The organism is Pseudomonas khavaziana (assembly GCF_019145205.1).
Classification (GTDB): domain Bacteria; phylum Pseudomonadota; class Gammaproteobacteria; order Pseudomonadales; family Pseudomonadaceae; genus Aquipseudomonas; species Aquipseudomonas khavaziana.
Genome location: NZ_JAHSTT010000015.1, coordinates 14,177 through 33,100, shown reverse-complemented (window position 1 = coordinate 33,100; position 18,924 = coordinate 14,177). Strand labels below are relative to the sequence as shown.

Below are 18,924 nucleotides of genomic sequence, written 5' to 3'. Positions count from 1 at the left end.
GGAACAGCAAGACGACACTGGGTCCGCCTTGCAGCGCAAGTTAGGCTCCTATCTTGAACCTCACCCGTCAAACGCATTGCCCATCAGCATTGGCGACGACATCTCTGCTGACCAACTCGCAGGCACCGAGCTCCTACTGGCCTCAAGCGCAGCTGCTGATCATCCTTGATCAAGTAGTGCATCGCGTAGTGGACATGTGCACGAATCTCTCGGTCATTGCGATGAATAACACCGATTCCCAGTCTTGCCCCATACCTGCCCTTATCCTGGTTGCAACTATCGAAATACCCTCGCCCCTGCGTCACACGTCCCCACAGCTCACCAATCTGCCTCGCCTTGTAGATATCCCCGCATACCTCTGCACCATTAAAGAAGAACGCAGCGTGGATGTGATAGCCCCGACTTTCCCCCTGCTCCACTGCGCAGATAAAGCCAGTCTCATGCTTGAAAATCGGATTGCGCTCACGCTCGGCGACGAACCTGTCCAGATCATCAAACACCTGTTCAACACGCTGCCTGGCTTGAGAGGCCTTGAGGTAATACAGATTGACCCTGATCACGACAGTGCGAGCGTAACGATCCAGCACAGAGTCCATGTATTCAGTGACCCTACTTTCCTGATCCCTTTCCTGGTAACGACGGTCACTCTTTTTGCGCCGATACCATTGCTCCCGAGTCAACTGACGAATCCTCACCACCAGTAAATTCATGCTTCGGCGATGGTCCAGATAGGTCGTTCTCTCTTCATTCAGGCAGACGGGGCCGACAGGGCTACGCTCGATCCCGATATGCTGACAAGCCTCCCAGAACGCTTGCAGGTGCTCGCTGTAGCGGTATCGGGAGCGCCCATCAAACAAGTCGATCATTTGCTGGATCTCATCGAAGTACCGGCAGAGCCTAGTCGGCGATATCTTCTCGTAAGCTGAGCGTGGGGCGCTGAATCGGAACGCTGGAATATCGTGTTGCTCGATGACTTTTACGAGTTGCTCAATCCGGATGGCGATATCGGATTGGGATAGGCTGGTTTGGACTCTGCTACTGGTCATGTCTGTGTACCTGGTAGTTGTTTTCATACCAGATACCGTTTGTGCTTTTTTTAACCGGCGGCCTACTCCCCAAATGAGCCGTGATCACTGGAGATTGATTACTCTCTGTTCGGTTGCTTACTGATGTCTGTTTATTGATTAATTGGAAGCTATATAACTAGATACAGCTCTGTCGCTAGTGACCGATCCCGCTCCAGACGGCCCAATCAGAAAGCTATTACCAAGCCAGGCAGGAGATCGAACAAGCGGTTCCATGGGGGGAGTTAGCTGAGAATCGCCTGTTCATCATTCGGCATAAAGGCCAGGACCGTCTCTTTGCCGGTCCTGGCCTTTATGCTTGATAGTCCAACCCCTTCTCAAATCTCACTCGCCCAGATCACGTGCCTCAATCCTGGCCAAGATCCAGTCGTGCACTTCTCCTTCGACCCAGCCAACGCAGCGATCTCCCAGCGAGACTGATTTTGGGAAGGTACCTTCGTCGATGTACTTGTAAATGGTAGACCGGGCCAGACCGGTCGAATTTATGACGTCTTTCAGGCGGATGATTCTCATGAACGGGGCTCCTCTGTTCGTTCAGAGAATTGGCAGGGGTTGTAAAAAACTACCGTTCACCGCCGTGCTATTTCGCCAATAGCACCTGCCCCTTCAAATCAACAGACAATTCACCTCCTGGCGGAGTCAGCAAGCCATACAAACATTGTTCTTCCTTAGATACCGTCGCCAAATCAGTAAATCCTCGAACCTCCACCCGATTACAAGGCCCACGCTCTACTACATGCAGATTGTCCGAAAACGCTACGCCATCCCGAGGTAATATCAGGACCGCACGCGATGGGTAAAATCCGCCCTTAAAAGCCTTATGAACCGCCTTCCGTACGGGAAGAAGCACATAGTCCATGGACTTGAAATCAATGCCGGCTATCAAAGTCGATTTGCCCTCAAACCAACGAGTTCTGACCTGATTCGCCATGTAATCCGCTTGGTCGCACAAATAGCCGGCAAGCAACTCAGAGCCTTTCGCATCGACAGCACCAGCAAGCAAATCGAGTTTAATCAACTGAGCGAGCCCTGGTTTGCCCTCGCTGCGCCTATCCCAGTGGTGAGAAAGCAGGTAGCCAGCATACCAATCAAGCCTCCCCCTCAAAAAACTGGCCAGGCCCCTTTCGTGCTGATCATCAAAAAACTTACGAACTCCGACATGACGCTGATTAAACGACTCCTGCACTGACTTGAAGATGTCATCCACGTCATCAATGGCGTCCTCCGGAGTCGGAAACCGAGTAACCGATACCAGCAACATCGGCAAGCTCTGCCCACACCTCAATTCAGGATGGTGAAGGTTCAGGTAGTAGACGCTTTTGGTCTTCTTGAAAATGACTGATCCGGTTGCCCCCGGTGTGTATGCTCGAATCAAGCCATCGTCGAGCAAAGTCCTAACTCGGTTTTTCAAGCGCACCTGACTCAGTCCGGTTATCCGCGCCAGCTCTGCGCTTCCCAGTTCCCTTACAACGCCAAATCGGTCTGCGCGAATCAACAGTGCAGCAAGCAGTACGCGATTCACAAAGCTCACTCGCCCCTGCCCTCTGCTTGCCCGTACCTGAGCAAGAGGAGCAGTTGCTCTCTGTTCATCTTGCTGTGTGGCGATAGCTGATCGTTGATCAACCACCTTGACCTCATGCTGTAGAAGGTGGCGAATCACTTTTTCGTGAAGAACCTCTGTCACGTCGTGTCGAGCAACCTGCGCTGCGTAGCTTGCGTCTAACTCATAGTGCCTTTTGGGACGTCCTTGCCCGCTCACCACATCTCGGCGAACCAATACCCTGGCAGCAACCAGCGAATTCAAAGCCGTGCCAGCTTGGGTATCGGAGATTCCAAAACGCGCCGCCAGCTCCTTAACACCCGCACTGATACCTCTAGCAACCAAACCGAGCTCAGTCAGACGGACCAGCAAATATTTCGCCTCAGGGGTGATTCCATTCACCTCACTCCGCAGCACGGCAAGCAGCATATCGTTCACAAAATCATCCAACATCCATGAATATTTCTATATTTTATCTTAACAATTACAGACTGTTTAATTAAAAATATAATACTTAGTAATTTACAAAGTAAGCTACTGTAGTAAATTACTAAGTAACTGACTGAAAAATCTTAAGCGGACGCATATGAGTACTGATATGACGAGCACCTCCTGGTTCGACCTCGAAAACGCTGATCAGCGCAGGTGGGCTTTGAATTACCTTCGGACATACCGAGGCGCGCTCGTCACAGAGGGGGGGCTAGACAAATGGCTCAAGCAGGAGCGACATCAAGACTCTGCGGTGCTGGCGAGAATGAAACTGGCTTGGGGCCAGGTTCAGCGAAGGAAAGAGAGCAAGCGAGCAGGAGAGAAAGCATGCAGCTTCGTACTGTCATCCAAGGCAAAGCGTCACTTGGATACGTTGGCAAAGCAGAACGAATCCAGCATTAAAGATTTTCTTGAGACCTTGCTATCTGACGAGTACGAGGAGGCGAGCAAACAGAAAATCGCGGCCAGAGACGCCGCCAAGAAGGCCGCCGAAAAGGAAAAGCTACTAAGGAAGAAACTTGAGGCCATCAACTCAGCTCTCAATCAGTGCATTACGGAACTGACGCAGCGCACCATAATGATGGAAACCGAAAACCTCTCAATCGACGACCTCTCTGAAGAGCAAGGAAGACGAAGCGCAGCGCTTCACTCGGAAACACTAAAAAAAATTACCGCCCAACGGCCGATGCTTCCTCGGGATGGAGAGTTTCCTCGCGGCATGGAAAGGCCAAGGTAGCCGAGAACCACTATGCATACAGCACAAGCCCTGCTAACGATGCTGGGCGCCCATCATGACGTCCCAAAGCACCAAGCAAATCACATTGGCATTCCAAATGGCATTCCAGAAAAAAAACAAAACCAGACTTTTCTTTTTAAATCATTATTTTGTAAGCTCTGTTCAGATTACCCCGGCCCACCATTTGATCAACTAAAGACGTCCACGGACGTCTTTTTTTGTGCCTGGAATTCAGCAAAAATCACCTAGCTCAGCTCCTGAGCGACCATAGTCTTTTGCGTCGCAGCACCCACCGACAAAATAGTTGCTCTGAGTGTGGCACCACGTCAAACTCAAAAATCGACGACATTCGGGGAAAAGTGCTGCTCAAAAGCCCAACAATAGAGCAGCTGTGCCTACCTTTTGCCCCGTCGAGTTTTGCAGCATCAAAAATTTCTGCCTTTATCACCCCCCCTGCGGACACGGAATATGGATAATCTGAGCGGGTTGATTGCTTTTGTGCGGGCAGCAGAAAATCAAAGTTTTACCCTTGCGGGCAGAGCGCTGGGCATCTCGTCTTCTGCCGTAGGGAAAAGTGTCAGCCGCCTTGAAGAGCGGATTGGCGTGCGCCTTTTCCATCGTAGTACCCGGCAAATCAGCCTGACCAGCGAAGGCTTGGACTTTTTTGGTCGTTGCCGCACTTTACTGCAGCAATTGCAGGATGCCGAGGCCGCGCTTTCCCACTCCAAGACCCGCCCTCGTGGGCGTCTGCGAATCAGTTTGCCGGCGGTGGGCTATCGGCTGATCTCGGGCATGTTGCGTGAGTTTTATCAGCGCTATCCGGAAATAGAACTGGACCTGGATTTCAGCGACCGGCTGGTCGATGTGGTCGATGAAGCCTTTGATGCGGTGATCCGAAGCGGCGAGCTGCCCGATTCCAGCCTTGCAGCAAAAAGAATCTGCACGTTCCGGTTCGTCTTGTGTGCAGCTCCCGATTATTTGCAGCGTTACGGCATGGCAATGAGCATCGAGGACCTGCAGCATTACAAAGGCATCGCCTATAAATTCCCTTCGAATGGAAAACTCCAGCCCTGGTGGCTGAAGGTCCATGGCGATACCGTCAAGATCAGCCTGGAAACCACCATGGTCATGAACAGCGTGGAAGCCGTCCTCGCTGCATGTCGCAATGGCCTGGGCCTCGCCTACCTGCCTGACTTCGTCATTCAGGAATACCTGGCCAGCCAGGAATTGATCAGGGTGCTGCCGGAATTGAGCCTGGAGGGAGATTTCTGGATTGTCTGGTCACCAAGCCGCTTGCTGTCACCCAAGACCCGCGCATTCATTGATTTTTTAGGTGAAGCGCAACTGATGAGCAGCCCTGAAGGCAATTGATGGCGCCTTCAGGGCACGCCACTTCTCAGTCGATCAACAGCTTTTTGAACCGCGTCGAATACTGGATCGCCTCTACCGATTTCAAGCGTACCGGCACCTTATAGGCATCCATCAGTCGCCGGGCAAATTGCCGGATATCGCGCAGCACGGTCGCCGTTGCGTCTCCATAATCGCTATCGAGGACGATGTGCGCGGCAACAAATTGCCCGGTCAAGCCATTGGCCTCGCCGTACGCCTTGCAGTCACGCACCTGCGGATGGCGTAGCAGCACGGACTCCACTTCTGCGGGGTAAACCTTCTCGCCACCGACGTTAATGATCTCTTTGCTGCGGCCAAGGATCTTCAGGTAGCCATCGGCATTGACCTCCACCAGGTCGCCGGTCTTGAACCAGCCATCCTCGGTGAAGCTGTCCATCGAGTGGTTCAGGTAGCCCATGACTTGCGTCGCACTGCGTAACCAGAGCTCGCCATCGACGACTTTGTGTTCACTGGAGCCTTCCTGAAAGCGCATATACAGGCTATCGGACGACAACGAACTGGTGTTGATGATGCCCGTCTCGCTGGTGCCGAAGGTCTGCAAAAACTTCACCCTTGGCAAGTGCTCGCGAAGTTTGAGCAACAAGCTCTCCGGCATCGGCTCCGTGCCGTAAGTGATCATGCGCAGGCTGCTCAGGTTACAGGTGTCGAACACCTGGTTGATCAACATCAGGTTCAGGAATGTCGGCGAGGTCGGAAGCACGGTAATGCGATGTTTTTCAATCAGCCGGGCAACGGTGTCTGGGGTTTTGCTGGCGGCAATCGTTGCCGTTCCGCCAATAGACAGTATGTTCAACAGCGTATTGATGCCGCCGATATGGTCAAACAACAAAAACAGAAAGATATCGAGGCGTCGAGAGCGTTTTTCAGCAAACTCGCCCACCAGTCGATCAAAGTCGTGCAGCATCGCCTTGGGTGTGCCGGTGGTGCCACTGCTGAATAGAATCAGGCCGGCGTGCCCCTGCTTTTTAAGCTCGCCGATCATCGGATTTTCCGGCGTTTGAGTCAGCACGCATGGGCGAATCTGGCGAGTCTGGATATCGATCACAAACTCAGGGTTTGCGGCTGCCTGCTTGTTTTGAATTTCCGCCGGGTTTTCAGCAGTGTTGAGCGCGATGATGTGGCCGTTCTGGTACAGCGCCAGAAAGAGCGCGATACCCGCGAACGAAAAATCGCCGCTCATGAACACGACCGCTTGCCTGGACACACCATTGGCGGCCAGCCAATCCAGTTGGGCACTGATCTCTTCGCTCAGTTGGGCGTAGGTGTAGGACTGTTCAGGGTCATTCAGAAAGATCTGGTTCGAAAACTGCGCAAATCCGTTTATCAGCGGTTTAAAGATCATGGCTTATTCCCTTATTGAAAAAGCATCAAAAACGCACGGGCAGTTCGTCAGGACGGCGCAATACCGTGCCGTTGATCCAGCGAATCGACGCCGGGTCACAGGCCAGTTCCAGGTTGGGTAATGCCTGTACCAGGGTGGACAGCACAGTGGCGATTTCCAGGCGTGCCAGCGCCGGCCCCATGCAGCTGTGAATGCCATGGCCGAATTGCATGTGCGCGACCTTGCTCTGGCGCTCGGGGTTGATCAACAACGGCGCGTTGAACACGCTTGGGTCGCGATTGGCGAGGAATACGTTGGCGTACACCGTAGTGTTCGCCGCGATCACACCGCGGCTGGTGTGCAGCGCTTGGGTGGTCATGCGGGGGAACGCTGATAACTTGCCGATGGGAATCAACCGAATGAGTTCTTCGATCAACTGCGGCACTTGATCGGGCTTCTCTCGCACGTACTGCCACAGCGATGGCGCGCACAGCAACGTATAGAGACTCTTGGTCATGACGCTTAGAGCGTTATGGTCGCCCCCCAGCAGAATTCCCAACAGAACCCCTACAAACTCCCGGTCGCTCAGCGGGTCTTCCAGGGTGTGGCGCTGGTCGACATATTGGCGAATGAAGCCGTCCGGATCCGCCTGCCTGCGGCCCTGCACGAAGTCCATCATGTAATCGAAGCTGGCGTTGACCGCGGTTTCGATACCGACGATGTCATCCGGCGGCGCTGATTGGATCATTTGGCTCCAGGGCCGGAACAACTGTCGGTCTTCTTCGGGGATGCCGAGAATGTGGCACACCGTCGAGGAAGTCAGGCGCTCCAGCACCGAGGCAAACAAGTCCGGCGGCGTTACACCGTTGCGCATCTGCTCAATGCTGTCGACGGTCACCGTAGTTACGTGTTGGCGCACGCTTTCCAGGCCACGCTTGCTGAACGCACGCGCGACGGTTGCGCGCGAACGCTTGTGCGCCGGGTTGTCCAGGTTGAGCAACAGCTCCGGCTGCGTCGGGCCGGGAAGAAAGGTCGGGCCGTTTTCGACGTTACACAGGGTGCGACTGATGCTCGGGTCGGCCAGAAACGCCTTGCAATCGGCGTATCCGGTCAGATGGATGGCGACATGGCCGCTGGGCAACCTGATCTGCGGCAATTGATCTTGCCAGCCCACGGATTGGTAATAGGGCGCAGCGTCGAGGTTGGGAATATCCAACACGCTGGGATGGACACGCATGTTCATCGGGCACCTGCCAGTGCACGGGGTTGCTCCGTACCGATGAGTGCGCGCACAGCCTGCTGCGTCTCGAGGCTGTCGACAAATAAAATGGCGTGCCAACCGGCGGCTCGCGCGGCAACGCAGTTTTCTTCGACGTCGTCGATCAGCACGCAGGCCTCAGCGGGTACGCCGATCTGCTCGGCCGCCAGCGCGAAGATCTTCGGGTCAGGCTTGCGCAGCTTTACCTTGCAGGAGTCGACGATGCTGTCAGCCACATCATCCAGGCCCACCATGCGCCGCCACGGCGTTTCCCACTCCACGACGTTATTGGTGAGGATGCACGCCTTCAGGCCGGCCGCTTTGACCTCATGAAAGAGCTCGAACATGTGCTGGTTGACGTTGTGCGGGGAAAACCACTGCTCACCGTGGTTATCAAAATCGCAACGACTCAGGTCAATGCCCGGATACAACTCGGACAATGCCTTGCTCATGCCCTGCCCCCATTCGACCTGGGTCATCATTGCCAACTCGATGGGCGCCTGGAATTGCACATTCAGGGGCTTGGCCACGGCATGCATGGCGGCCTCCATCTGGCTGCGGCTGATGCCAGTATTTTGCTGGTAGACGCGGTACAGCTCATCGATGGAGGGCGACAGCACGCCGCCGAAGTCGAACCAGATTGCTTGGATTGTCATGGTCATCTTTCCTTGAATGTAAGGTCAGTTAGGGAGGGCAGGTACTTCTACGGGCGCAATGATGTGGGCATCGCGCAGCGATAAATGGGCAATACCGATGGACAGCCCGACGCCAAAACCACAGGCAATCAGGTTGTCCTGGCGCACGTCTTCACTGGCGTGACGCTTGCAGATCATCAGCGGTATCGACGAAGGGCCGGTGTTGCCTACGTCTGCCACTTCAATAGGGACTTTGGCCTGTGCAACACCCAGCTTTTTGGCCAGGTAATCGAGCATGAATTTGTTGGCCTGATGCAGCAGATAAAACGGCACACGCTCAGGGTCGATGCCCTGGTCGCGAATGAAGGCGTTGATCGCCGCCGGTACTTTTTCCAGGGCGAAGTTCATCACTTGACCGCCGTCCATATGCAGCCCGCTGGCCTGTACCCGGCTGGTCACGCTGGGCGTGTAATCCAGCGCAGTGTTGAGGTACTGCGCACCGGCGCCATCGGTATTGAAAGCAAACCCGAGTGCCTGATCACCGCTTTCCAGCAGCGTGCAGGTCGCGGCATCACCAAAGACCAACCGCACATGCCGGTCTTCAGGGTTAAGCAATTTGCTGATCACATCACCGGTACACACCAGGACTCGGCGGCAGCCGCCGGCCTTGATCAGCATGGCCGCTTGAAACAGGCCATAGACATAGCCGGAACAGCCAAAATTGAGGTCGAAGGCTGCAAGCGCTTTCTTCAACCCCAAGCGATCAGCCAGGAGTGCACTGCTGGCGGGCATCAGGCTGTCGGGCGTTTGAGTGACAAGCACCAGGCCATCGATGCTGGCGGGGTCGATATCCGCCGCGTCGAACAACGCCTGGGCAGCAGCAACGCACAGATCCACGGTCGACAACCGATTGGCCACCCGCACCTGATGGATGCCGGTGCTTTTGGCGATCCGCTGAACCTCTTTTTCGCCGAACAACGCGGCGAAATCGGCCAGGGTCATCACGTCCTGAGGGATGGCCGCCGACAGTGCGCGGATCGACAACCCATCGATAGACAGGCTCATGAGGGTTCACTGATGCGAGCGCCAATCGCATCGGCCTGGATGGCGTCGAACAGCTCACCCATGGTTTCAACCTCATCGAGCACGGCAGGGCTCAAAGCGAAACCGAACTGGTCATTCAATACACCCAGCAGCGTGACCTTGGTCAATGAATCCCAATTGCTCAGCGGCTGCAGCAATACATCGGCCTGCAGTTCCGATTCGCGCAGTTCCAGAAGTTCTGCCAGTTCTTTCTTGATCGCGTCCAGGTTCATGGTGAGGTCCTTTTGCAAGAGCACGTGAGTTAGAGGCCGCCGAGGTACACGACTTGGCCAGTAATGAAATTGCTACGCGGCGACAGGAAAAAGTCCGCCACGTTGGTCACATCGTCGAAAGTGCCAAAGCGCTTGAGCGACTGTTGCGCCAGCAGGTCTTTCATTTTTTGTGCTGGGATAACCCGTGTGAGATCCGTATCGATTGGTGTCGGGCCTACGGCATTGACGGTGATACCAAAGCTGGCGAGCTCCTTGGCCATCACGCAGGTCAGGGTTTCCACGGCGGCTTTGGACGCTGCGTACAGCGCTTCGCCTTCCAGCTTTAATGGCTTGGCCACCGTGGAAAAATTCACAATGCGTCCCTGCCGTCCGGCTCGCATGAGCTTTGCCGCCTCCCGGCTGAGCAGGAAAGTGCCCAGAACGTTGGTTTGCATGATGTTTTGCGCGGTTTTGTAAGGCGTCAGCAACGAGTGATTCATGCTGGCGATCCCGGCGTTGTTGATCAGGTGATCAAGCCGGCCGCAGGTGCCGCGCACATGCCTCATCAGTTCGCTGATGGCCTGTTCATCGGCCACATCGGCGATAAAGTGGTGATAGGCCGGATGGCTCAGATCGCTGGATGAACGGCTACAGCCGATCACCCGATGCCCTTGCGCGAGGTAATGTTCGGCAAGGTGCCTGCCGATCCCCTTGCGCGTTCCCGTAATCAGCGTGACAGGCGTGTTATCGGACATGAGACACCTGTGCAGTGAGCTCGACAATGTAGTTGGCGAAGGTTTTTACCGACTGGAACGGGCTGCGCTTGGGGGACATGGCACTGTCGTTGACCAGCGTCAGCTTGACCCCCAGTTGCTCCTCGAGCATCTGCTCCACGTCAATCACGATGGACACCAGACTCATCGAATCAAGGACACCGCCAACCCCATAGAGGGCCGTGTTTTCGCCTTCTTCCAGGCTGATGGGTTGGGCGAGACTGTGGTTTTCATTTTCAATCGCGCTATAAATAATGCCGAGAACTTGCTCTTTCATATGGGTTCCTTCCGCTCAAAGTGGATCAGGCGAGACGCTTGACGAATTGGTGAAGAAGTTGCGCTTCCTTGAGTTGAAAGTAGCGCGAGTCAATCACCGACAATTCAAAACCAAGTTCAACCTGACACTGGCCTTGTTGCTTGAACTCAAGGCGGCAGGCAAACCGAAAATTCGAAGCACCGGAGCGACGTAATTCAAGCGGAATGCAGAGAATTTCCGTGTGTACCGGTAACAGGAAGTCCCTATAGTTGACGTCCATCTTGTGGGTAACAAAGTTGACTTTGCCTCTGGCTTGAGGCGTGACGTAATAAGCTTCCGCAACCGCGATGGTCATCTGGCGGGCCGCCTCAATAACCATCATGCCCGACACATGCTGGCCAGTCAGATGATCGCTTAGCTCGGCATTGGCATCATCTATCATCAGCGAGGCCGAGTAAGTACCGTTGCCATTTTCGCCAGGCGCAGAGATGGCAATATTATGATTTTTCAACTTATGCGTGACGGTTGAAGAAGCGCGCGTTCGGCGGTCTTCCGGCAGGATATTCAAGGCTGGCGACAGCACCTTTTTAAATCCATATAACGTATTAAGTTGCTCATCGGTAACGCCTTGTCCGACATGCAAGGTTAATGATTCATCCCTATCAAGCCGGGTGACCATTTCTTCTGCTGCCGTCACCGAAATAAACATATTATCGCTGCACTGACTTTTGATTCGGTCCCCCACTACAATGTAATGCCTGGGCGGTTCCTGCGGCTGTGCGCTGAGCGAGGAAAGTCCGGCAAACGGGCACGAAGAAACGCTATTTGAAACACTGAGCTCTTCCATTTCTTTCACCTTATATGCGTGCTGAGATATCCAGGTATCGGGATGAAACAGGCAGGCGTGCTATTGAGCCGACAGGCTCCATAATTATTTTTGTAATGGCAGTGACATGCTGAGTGAGGAAAAAATGATTTCCCTCAAAAAACGCCACATTGGCAAAATTTTGGCTATGCTCCTCCCAGGCCATTACGTCCTCAAGCGGTGCGAAGGGGTCGTCAATGCCGCCCAGCAACGTCATGGGAACCTCCACCGGGTCACCGGCAACGTGACGATATAAAGCGGCGGCCTGGAAGTCCTTGATAAGGGAAGGCAGCATGCGGTGCTTGGCCGCCGAGTGCTGGAGTACGAAATCCGGAACGGCACCAAACTTGGAAAGTGTTTGAATAAACTCCTCTTCAGAACCATCAAGCGTCACTTGCGCGCAACTGAAAATGCGCGGAGCACGACAGGCTGCGACCACCAGTTTGCTGAGCCGCGGGCCAAATTCATGTTGGCGACGAGCAACTTCGTAGGCAACGATCGCACCCAGGCTATAACCAAAAAGAATGACCTCACGCGCCGCCAGGCCGTCTATAAGTGCAATGACTTCGTTCACCATGGCCTCGACAGTACCAGGGGCCTGCGTCAGATCCTTTTGATAACGACTTTTATAAGTAACACCCACCACTGGCATGTAAGCGCCTATCGCACGCCGCAGGGTTTCAAAAGACAAACCACTGCCCCCGGCAAAGGGGACAAACACACACACTTTTTCAGAGTCGATGACAGTCATCGAAGACTCCTTGTTTGAGAGATCAAAAGAAGCCCAGAAACTAACGTACGCCCGGACCTTTCTGCCAAGTTGGAGCCTGCCTGATTTTTCCGAAAAATCTGTTTGCTGTGGGCAATTGTATTTCAGAGTATTTCAAAGCATTTGAGCGTTTTCGGCTCAACTGTCTGAACTATAAGTTCAAGGTCCAAGCGTGCTAAATACATCATTACGCGCACACCTCAACGGGCGGACAGAAATACACATGACTTATTGAGTAAAAGGGAAGGAGCAGACAGGACGAAGCGGGTTGTACTGTGAACAACCAATACAACTAGTCAGTGCAGGAAGGGGATACAAGTTACGGATGTGGCCGCTCAGTCATTCAATGATTAAACGGTGGACAATTGTTTGGGGCGAGGTCTAAGTATCGCCAACAAGGCGACCATTGCCAATAAGGCGCACAGCAATCCCAGTAAGGCGCATCCGGTCCACCCGAAACGCTGCCAGAGATACCCTCCCATGGCACTGCCGAAGGCACCGCCACAAAAATTGCAGACCATATACACCGTGTTCAAACGGCTTCGACTGTCCGGGCTGAGGGAAAAAATACGCGTCTGGTTGGCCACCTGCCCCAACTGCAAGGCGAAGCTGAGCAGGTTGGCGCACGCCAGCAACACCACAAAGGTGTTGGCCCACGCCATCGACAAGGCGAAGCTCAGGCCACAGAGTACAATCGAGGTGAGGCTGATAGCGACTGTGCCGAAACGTTCACATAACTTACCGGCTGCGGGCGTCAGCAGTGTGGCAAGGGCGCCCCATAAGCTGAACAGCCCGACATCGGCAGCATTCATGCTGTACGGCGGCGCCATCAGCTTAAATGCGATGACCGACCAGAATGCACTGAATGCCGCAAAAACTGCTGCGCCCAGGGCGCAGGACAAACGCAGCAGCGGCTCATGCCAAAACAGATGCAGCATCGAGCTCAATAATCTGCCGTAGGCAACCGGCACTCCAGGCGTTTGGCGTCGGGGCAGAATGCTCGGCAGCGCCAGCGCACACATAAGCATGGCAGCCGCCGCCACCCAATAGACCGACTGCCAGCCGAGGTGGTCGGCCAACCATCCGGCAATAGCGCGCGACAGCAGGATGCCGGTGACCAGCCCCGTTTGCACCCAGGCGATGACACGACTGCGTTCTCCGGCTGTGGCCAGCCCGGCCAGATAAGGCAGTAACACCTGCGGAATGCAGGTGCCCATGCACAGCAGGAAGCTGGCACCTGCCAGCATTGAAAGCTGGGTGGCCTGGCTGGCCAGCAGTAACAGGGCGGCGGTCCACACCAGCAATAAGCGACAGAGCCGCAAGGGCGCCACCCTGTCGCCCAACGGCACGATCAGCAACATCCCCAGGGCATAACCCATCTGTGATGCCGTGGCGATCCAGCTGGTTTGCCCTGCATCTGCGTGCAAGGCACCCGCGAAGACCGGCAGCAGCGCCTGGTTAAAGTAAACATTGGCCACCGACAAGCCGCACAGTAAAGCAATGCCCGCCAGAATCAGCGGCGTAAAGTGTGTATTGGGCGACATCAGGCATGGCTCCAGAGCGGCTCTCAGGTATCGGATGAAAAACGCACGGCATCGGGCGTTGATTCAACACCGACCTCGCTTTGGCGCCCCAGGAACAGGAAGACCACGGCAGCAGTGAACAGCGTGAACATCGCCAATAGCTGCAACAAGGTGTTGAACCCTGAGGTAAAAGCCGAGCGCAGTACTGCTAATGGAATTTGGCCGGCGTCGGCGCTCGCATGTTGGATATCCCCCATTACCAGGCGTTGCGCGATACCCGAATAGTCAACAGCAGACAGTTTGACCCCATCACTGAGGCTCAGATGGTGCGCTACCAGCGCGGTCAGCACCGCAACCGTAATTGCCAGGGCGACACCTTCGCTGGCCACCCGCGTCGTGTTGAAAATACCCGCGGCCATCCCCGCTCGTTCCTTGGGAATAACACTGATCGACAAACCATCCATCAAGCCCCACGGCAAGCCGGTGCCGATACCGGTCAGCAGCATGGCCGCGATGATCTGCGCGTGGGCGCCGACCGGGATCGTGCTCAGCCAGTAGAGCCCGGCCGCCGCGATCACAAAGCCGATCGCGCACAGTACGCCCGCCGATAACCAGCGCGTCAGCGACGCGGCAACCATCGGCACAATCAACATCGGAGCAGACAGGGCCAACATCATCAGGCCCGCTTCAAAGGCGCTGGCCCCTTCCACACCGATAAACCGAAATGGCAGCAAAACGATCAGGACGATGTAGCAATAGCAGGTACCGATCGGCAGTATCTGTACACCGACAAAGCGCGGAAACAGGAACAGCCCCAGTTCCAGCATCGGATGTTCCGCCCGATTTTCAACCATGATAAACAGCAGCAAAAACACCACCGCCCCACCCAGCAGCGCATAAATGACCGGCGAGTCCCAGCCTTGCTCGGGTGCCAGGATCACCGCCGTGGTAAACAGGATTAGCAGGCCGGAAAACGTCAGCACGCCCGGTGTGTCCAGGCGACGGGCCTGCGGGTCGCGGCTTTCGCGCATTTTCGGCAGCGCAAAGATCAAGGAAAGGATGGCGATCAGGGCAGTGCAAAGGAAAATGGAGCGCCAGCCCATCAACTCGATCAACAACCCCGATAGCAACGGACCGAAGGCCAGGCCAACCCCGAACGTGGTGCCCAAAAGGCTAAAAGCACGCGTGCGCTCATGCCCATCAAACTCCTGCGCCAGCGCGGCCGAGCCGCTGGCCAGGGCCGCCGCCGCCGCAATGCCCTGCACACCACGCAACAGGTCCAGCCAGATAATATCGGGGACCACCGCCAACAGGGTCGACACCAGTGCAAACAACGCCATGCCGCACATGAACAGACGCTTGCGTCCGTAGAGGTCAGCAAGCGTTCCCGCCGCCATCAAAAGGCTGCCGAAACTGAGCATGAAGGCGTTAGTGATCCAGGCCAGTTCCGTGGGGTGGGCAGCGAAGGTTTGGCCAATGAACGGCGTGGCCACTGCCCCGCCGGTAAAACTCATAGGCAACACCAAGGCCGCCAGGCAAATGGCAGCCAGGATGGAGTACCGGCCATGAGCCGGCAGCGGTTGGGTCGTTGCGTTCATTAGGTCATTCCCTGCATGTCTATGAAGTATCCGTGCCAGCCCGACCGAGGCGCGCGAACGTTCACACACTCTAATTAGGATACAATCGAAGATAAACGGGGTTTTATTCCACTTATAGTGAACCAAAAGGATCTAATCGATTTGTGGACAGTCTCAGTGGTGTGATCTCATTCGTAAAAACCGCCGAGGCGCTCAGTTTCATCAGCGCCTCCAGGACGTTGGGGATTTCTGCCTCGGCGGTGGGCAAAAACGTCGCCAAGCTCGAAGCTTCGCTGAATGTGCGGTTATTGCACCGCAGCACCCGCAAAGTCAGCCTGACCGCAGAGGGCCAGCTGTTTTATGAGCGCTGCCGAAAGGTCCTCGACGATCTTGAAGATGCCCGTGCAATGCTTTCCCATGCCACACAGCAACCCCGTGGAAAGTTGCGCGTCAGCTTGCCCACCATCGGATATCGCTTTCTGTTGCCGCATATGGCGCGGTTCCGCAAAGCCTACCCGGAGATCGAACTGGAACTGGATTTCAACGACCAGTTGGTGGATGTGATCGATGAAGGCTTTGACGTGGTAATTCGCAGCGGCGGCCAGGTCGACTCCAAGCTGATGGCCCGAAAGTTGGGGCCCTTCAAGTTTGTCCTGTGCGCATCGCCCGACTATCTGCAGCGTAAGGGGCGCCCCGTCACGCTCATTGATCTTGAGCATCACGAGTGCCTGCGTTACCGATTTGTCACCACGGGTAAAATCATGGACTGGAGTATGTCTTCGGCGCCCCAGTTCACGCAGCTGCGCCTGCCCACCGCACTGACCTTGAACAACATGGAGGCCATGCTGATGGCTGTGGTGGATGGGCACGGCATCGCATTTGTCCCCGACTTCCTCGCGCGCGAAGCCATCGCCCAGGGGCGCCTGGAAACCGTGCTCGAGGGTTACAGTGAAGATCAGGGGCAGTTCTGGGCGCTGTGGCCGTCCAGTCGCCATCTTTCACCGAAAATTCGCGTATTCGTGGACTTTGCCGCCGAGCATCTATTTACCAACCCGGGCGTCGACGGCACCGGTGCAACGCAGTCATGAAGCACTGTCGCGACCGCCTCGCCTGGACCTCGGCCTTGTCAGCCCACGGCTATATTGCTAGTGTCGATTCATGACTAATTATTGCCTCACCTCGACAACCACCACCACGACCGCCGAAAGCGGAGCGTGCGAGGTGTCGTGAGCCAATAACAAACGAACACTTCAAAGGCCCGCCAGCGATGGACGGGCCTTTTTTATGCCCTTGTGTCGCTGGTTCACACGCAAGGAGATGCACCTATGTACGCCCTGTTGATACTCGATATCCAAGTCGGACTCATCCACGGCCCGGAAAAACCCTGGCGCTGCGACGAGCTGTTGGAAACCCTGAATACCCTGATGGACAAGGCCCGCAGCGCAGGCGCGCCGATTTTTCTCGTGCGACATATCGGGCCTGCTGGCTCGCCAATCGAACAAGGCAGCCCGCTTACGCTGGTTGCAGAGGAACTGAAGTTACTGGGTGGGGAAGTGGTGTTCGAAAAACGCCGGCCCAGTGCTTTTGCGATGACCGACCTGGCTGACAATCTGCGCGCTTGCGGCGCCACAGGCGCGGTAGTCACCGGGATGAAAACGCAATACTGCGTCGACAGCACCTGCCGTGCCGCGCGTGATCTTGGCTTCGATGCGGTGCTTATTGCCGACGGTCATACCTGTTCTGATACACCCTTGATGAAAGCAGAGGCCATCGTGGCTCATCACAATGCCACGCTCAATGGGCCGTTCTGTCAGGTGGTTCGGGCGCAGGAGTGGAGCTTTTAGCAGAGTTTTCCGGCGGGAGAAAAAGCTGGCGCTGGCGACCTGAATTCCGGAGGGAGGAAAGTCGCCAGGGCAGTGCTTCGGAGTTTTCCCACAACATGACGCGCTGCTGGTGAGCTGGTCAAACTCACCAGTCGCGGATAGCCTGCAACTGTCGCAGCAATGGCAGCTCCACCGCTCAGTACAGCGCGCGGTCAATTGTTAGTACCTGCCCAGCAGTCCTGAGCTTTTTTTGCCCGGAGAGAAATTCGGAGGCGATATGGCGGCTGTGCGCGGGGCACTTTCGGGTGCGCCGGGTTCCTTGATTCCTGGTCTGCTAACCCGCGCATGGTCGCCACCCTATAACAGGGGCGAGAGGCCTCAACGCCCACCTCGCCCGCTGGCATCCCCTCACACTTCCCATTACCCTGACGGCCTTTATCAGACAACCGGAAGTCAGATACCCGTGTTCAAGCCCTTCGCCGTCATCGCCCTCGCCTTCATCCCTTCATTCGCAACCGCTGCCGAACTGGACGGGGTCTGGCAAGGTACTTTGGGCAAGTCCGCTATCACCGTCTGTTTCAATGGCGCCGACGGGGAGCACGGCAGTTATTACTACCAGCGCATCCGTACCCCCATCCAGCTGACCCAGGCCAACGACAACGCCCCTTGGGTGGAGGAAGGCAACACCGGTTTCTGGGCCCTGCAAAAACCCCAGGGCGATACGCTCTCTGGTGCCTGGAGCAAAACCGCCGAGGGCAAGCCGCTACCACTGGCTTTACGCCGCATTGGCACGGACGGCTGCGGCAGCGATGCCTATAACGCGCCCATGGAAGCCGCGCCACTGCCGATCAAGACCGAGAAGAAGACTTTCCACAACCATCCCTACCTGCTCAAGACCCAAGGCCCCCGCGTCACGCTCAAGCTGGAAGGTGACGGCCCGGCGGTGCAGAAGATCAATCAGCAACTCGCCGCGTTGGCCGTCAATGACGAAGATCTAACCGACTATTTTTATGAACGGCGTGAATACCTGGGCCGAAACGGCTCGGCCTATACCAGTGAGATCGAGGTTGAGCCCGCCTATTGGTCATCGCAATTTCTCACCGTGCGGTTCTACCGCTGGGCCGCAGGCCAAGGCGCCATGGGCATCAGTTGGGGGCTGCACTCCTGGAACCTGCAAACCGGTGAGAATGTGGACCCATGGACCTGGCTCGGCGGCCATCAGCAATGGCATGACGCCTATTCCGGCCATTTGAAGCTGCCGGCCGCCTTCAGCACTTGGCTGGCCAAGCAAACCACTACCGACGAAGGCTGCCCGGCGATCACCGATTACTCCAACTTTCACCTCAGCTTCAACACCCAGGGCCTGCAACTCTCGACACCGGCCAATGGTGACGGTTGCGACAACGACTTGGCCTTCACCTGGGAGCAGTTGGAGCCGGTGCTGACCGCACAGGGCAAAGCGGCAGTGCCCAGCTTGAAACTGCCCTGACTCGCCCGAGAAAAACCCCACAGCCGTTCACCAAAGGTTAAGAATCGCGCTCGTATACTCCCTGACTACCCATGACCGGT

The 18,924-nt window shown here is 55.8% G+C and carries 19 protein-coding genes; 5 read left to right on the top strand and 14 right to left on the bottom strand.

Annotated features, from left to right (window positions below; all coding sequences use genetic code 11):
- Positions 1–83 precede the first annotated feature (83 nt).
- The 3 genes from KVH01_RS25460 to KVH01_RS25450 form a co-directional block, all read right to left on the bottom strand.
- Positions 84–1,046 carry a YagK/YfjJ domain-containing protein gene (locus KVH01_RS25460; RefSeq protein WP_217883330.1) on the bottom strand — a complete coding sequence of 321 codons (963 nt, stop codon included), beginning with the start codon at positions 1,044–1,046 and terminating at the stop codon, positions 84–86.
- A 363-nt stretch (positions 1,047–1,409) separates the two neighbouring features.
- Positions 1,410–1,598, bottom strand: coding sequence for a helix-turn-helix transcriptional regulator (locus tag KVH01_RS25455; RefSeq protein ID WP_217883329.1), 189 nt, complete (start codon positions 1,596–1,598; stop codon positions 1,410–1,412).
- 67 nt (positions 1,599–1,665) lie between these two features.
- Positions 1,666–3,078: a hypothetical protein gene (locus tag KVH01_RS25450; protein WP_217883328.1), complete on the bottom strand. Its 1,413-nt coding sequence runs from the start codon at positions 3,076–3,078 to the stop codon at positions 1,666–1,668.
- Between the two features lie 145 nt (positions 3,079–3,223).
- Between KVH01_RS25450 and KVH01_RS25445 the strand changes: the two genes are divergently transcribed.
- Both KVH01_RS25445 and KVH01_RS25440 read left to right on the top strand, forming a co-directional pair.
- Positions 3,224–3,850, top strand: a complete 627-nt coding sequence (locus KVH01_RS25445) for a hypothetical protein (protein WP_217883327.1) — start codon at positions 3,224–3,226, stop codon at positions 3,848–3,850.
- Positions 3,851–4,318: 468 nt separating this feature from the next.
- Positions 4,319–5,221, top strand: coding sequence for a LysR family transcriptional regulator (locus KVH01_RS25440; protein ID WP_124401931.1), 903 nt, complete (start codon positions 4,319–4,321; stop codon positions 5,219–5,221).
- A 25-nt stretch (positions 5,222–5,246) separates the two neighbouring features.
- On the opposite strand, the gene KVH01_RS25435 is transcribed toward KVH01_RS25440, so the two are convergent.
- The 11 genes from KVH01_RS25435 to KVH01_RS25385 all read right to left on the bottom strand — a co-directional run bounded on the left by KVH01_RS25435 (position 5,247) and on the right by KVH01_RS25385 (position 15,553).
- Positions 5,247–6,602 (bottom strand): ANL family adenylate-forming protein, encoded by a 1,356-nt coding sequence (locus KVH01_RS25435; RefSeq protein WP_217883326.1) that lies wholly within the window; start codon positions 6,600–6,602, stop codon positions 5,247–5,249.
- A 25-nt stretch (positions 6,603–6,627) separates the two neighbouring features.
- Positions 6,628–7,818: a cytochrome P450 gene (locus KVH01_RS25430; RefSeq protein WP_217883325.1), complete on the bottom strand. Its 1,191-nt coding sequence runs from the start codon at positions 7,816–7,818 to the stop codon at positions 6,628–6,630.
- A 2-nt stretch (positions 7,819–7,820) separates the two neighbouring features.
- Positions 7,821–8,495, bottom strand: coding sequence for an HAD family hydrolase (locus KVH01_RS25425; protein ID WP_217883324.1), 675 nt, complete (start codon positions 8,493–8,495; stop codon positions 7,821–7,823).
- 24 nt (positions 8,496–8,519) lie between these two features.
- Positions 8,520–9,539: a 3-oxoacyl-ACP synthase III family protein gene (locus KVH01_RS25420; RefSeq protein WP_217883323.1), complete on the bottom strand. Its 1,020-nt coding sequence runs from the start codon at positions 9,537–9,539 to the stop codon at positions 8,520–8,522.
- The gene (locus KVH01_RS25415) at positions 9,536–9,790 is read right to left on the bottom strand and encodes a phosphopantetheine-binding protein (protein ID WP_124401936.1); all 255 of its coding nucleotides are present in this window, start codon (positions 9,788–9,790) and stop codon (positions 9,536–9,538) included. Before KVH01_RS25415 ends, KVH01_RS25420 begins: the two co-directional genes overlap by 4 nt.
- A 29-nt stretch (positions 9,791–9,819) precedes the next feature.
- A complete protein-coding gene (locus tag KVH01_RS25410; protein WP_217883322.1) occupies positions 9,820–10,524 on the bottom strand; it encodes an SDR family NAD(P)-dependent oxidoreductase in 705 nt (234 codons plus the stop codon).
- A complete protein-coding gene (locus KVH01_RS25405; protein WP_217883321.1) occupies positions 10,514–10,819 on the bottom strand; it encodes a hypothetical protein in 306 nt (101 codons plus the stop codon). Before KVH01_RS25405 ends, KVH01_RS25410 begins: the two co-directional genes overlap by 11 nt.
- A gap of 25 nt (positions 10,820–10,844) precedes the next feature.
- Positions 10,845–11,645 carry an AfsA-related hotdog domain-containing protein gene (locus tag KVH01_RS25400; protein WP_217883320.1) on the bottom strand — a complete coding sequence of 267 codons (801 nt, stop codon included), beginning with the start codon at positions 11,643–11,645 and terminating at the stop codon, positions 10,845–10,847.
- Between the two features lie 10 nt (positions 11,646–11,655).
- Complete coding sequence (locus tag KVH01_RS25395; RefSeq protein WP_217883319.1) at positions 11,656–12,414, bottom strand: thioesterase II family protein; 759 nt, start codon at positions 12,412–12,414, stop codon at positions 11,656–11,658.
- A 368-nt stretch (positions 12,415–12,782) separates the two neighbouring features.
- Entirely contained in the window at positions 12,783–13,976 is a 1,194-nt protein-coding gene (locus KVH01_RS25390; RefSeq protein ID WP_217883318.1) for an MFS transporter, read from the bottom strand.
- Between the two features lie 23 nt (positions 13,977–13,999).
- The gene (locus tag KVH01_RS25385; protein ID WP_217883317.1) at positions 14,000–15,553 is read right to left on the bottom strand and encodes an MFS transporter; all 1,554 of its coding nucleotides are present in this window, start codon (positions 15,551–15,553) and stop codon (positions 14,000–14,002) included.
- Between the two features lie 143 nt (positions 15,554–15,696).
- On the opposite strand from KVH01_RS25385, the gene KVH01_RS25380 reads away from it, so the two are divergent.
- The 3 genes from KVH01_RS25380 to KVH01_RS25370 all read left to right on the top strand — a co-directional run bounded on the left by KVH01_RS25380 (position 15,697) and on the right by KVH01_RS25370 (position 18,844).
- Positions 15,697–16,620 (top strand): LysR substrate-binding domain-containing protein, encoded by a 924-nt coding sequence (locus tag KVH01_RS25380; RefSeq protein ID WP_217883316.1) that lies wholly within the window; start codon positions 15,697–15,699, stop codon positions 16,618–16,620.
- Between the two features lie 237 nt (positions 16,621–16,857).
- Complete coding sequence (locus tag KVH01_RS25375; protein WP_217883315.1) at positions 16,858–17,376, top strand: cysteine hydrolase family protein; 519 nt, start codon at positions 16,858–16,860, stop codon at positions 17,374–17,376.
- A gap of 442 nt (positions 17,377–17,818) precedes the next feature.
- Entirely contained in the window at positions 17,819–18,844 is a 1,026-nt protein-coding gene (locus KVH01_RS25370; RefSeq protein ID WP_217883314.1) for a hypothetical protein, read from the top strand.
- The last annotated feature ends 80 nt before the right edge of the window (positions 18,845–18,924 follow it).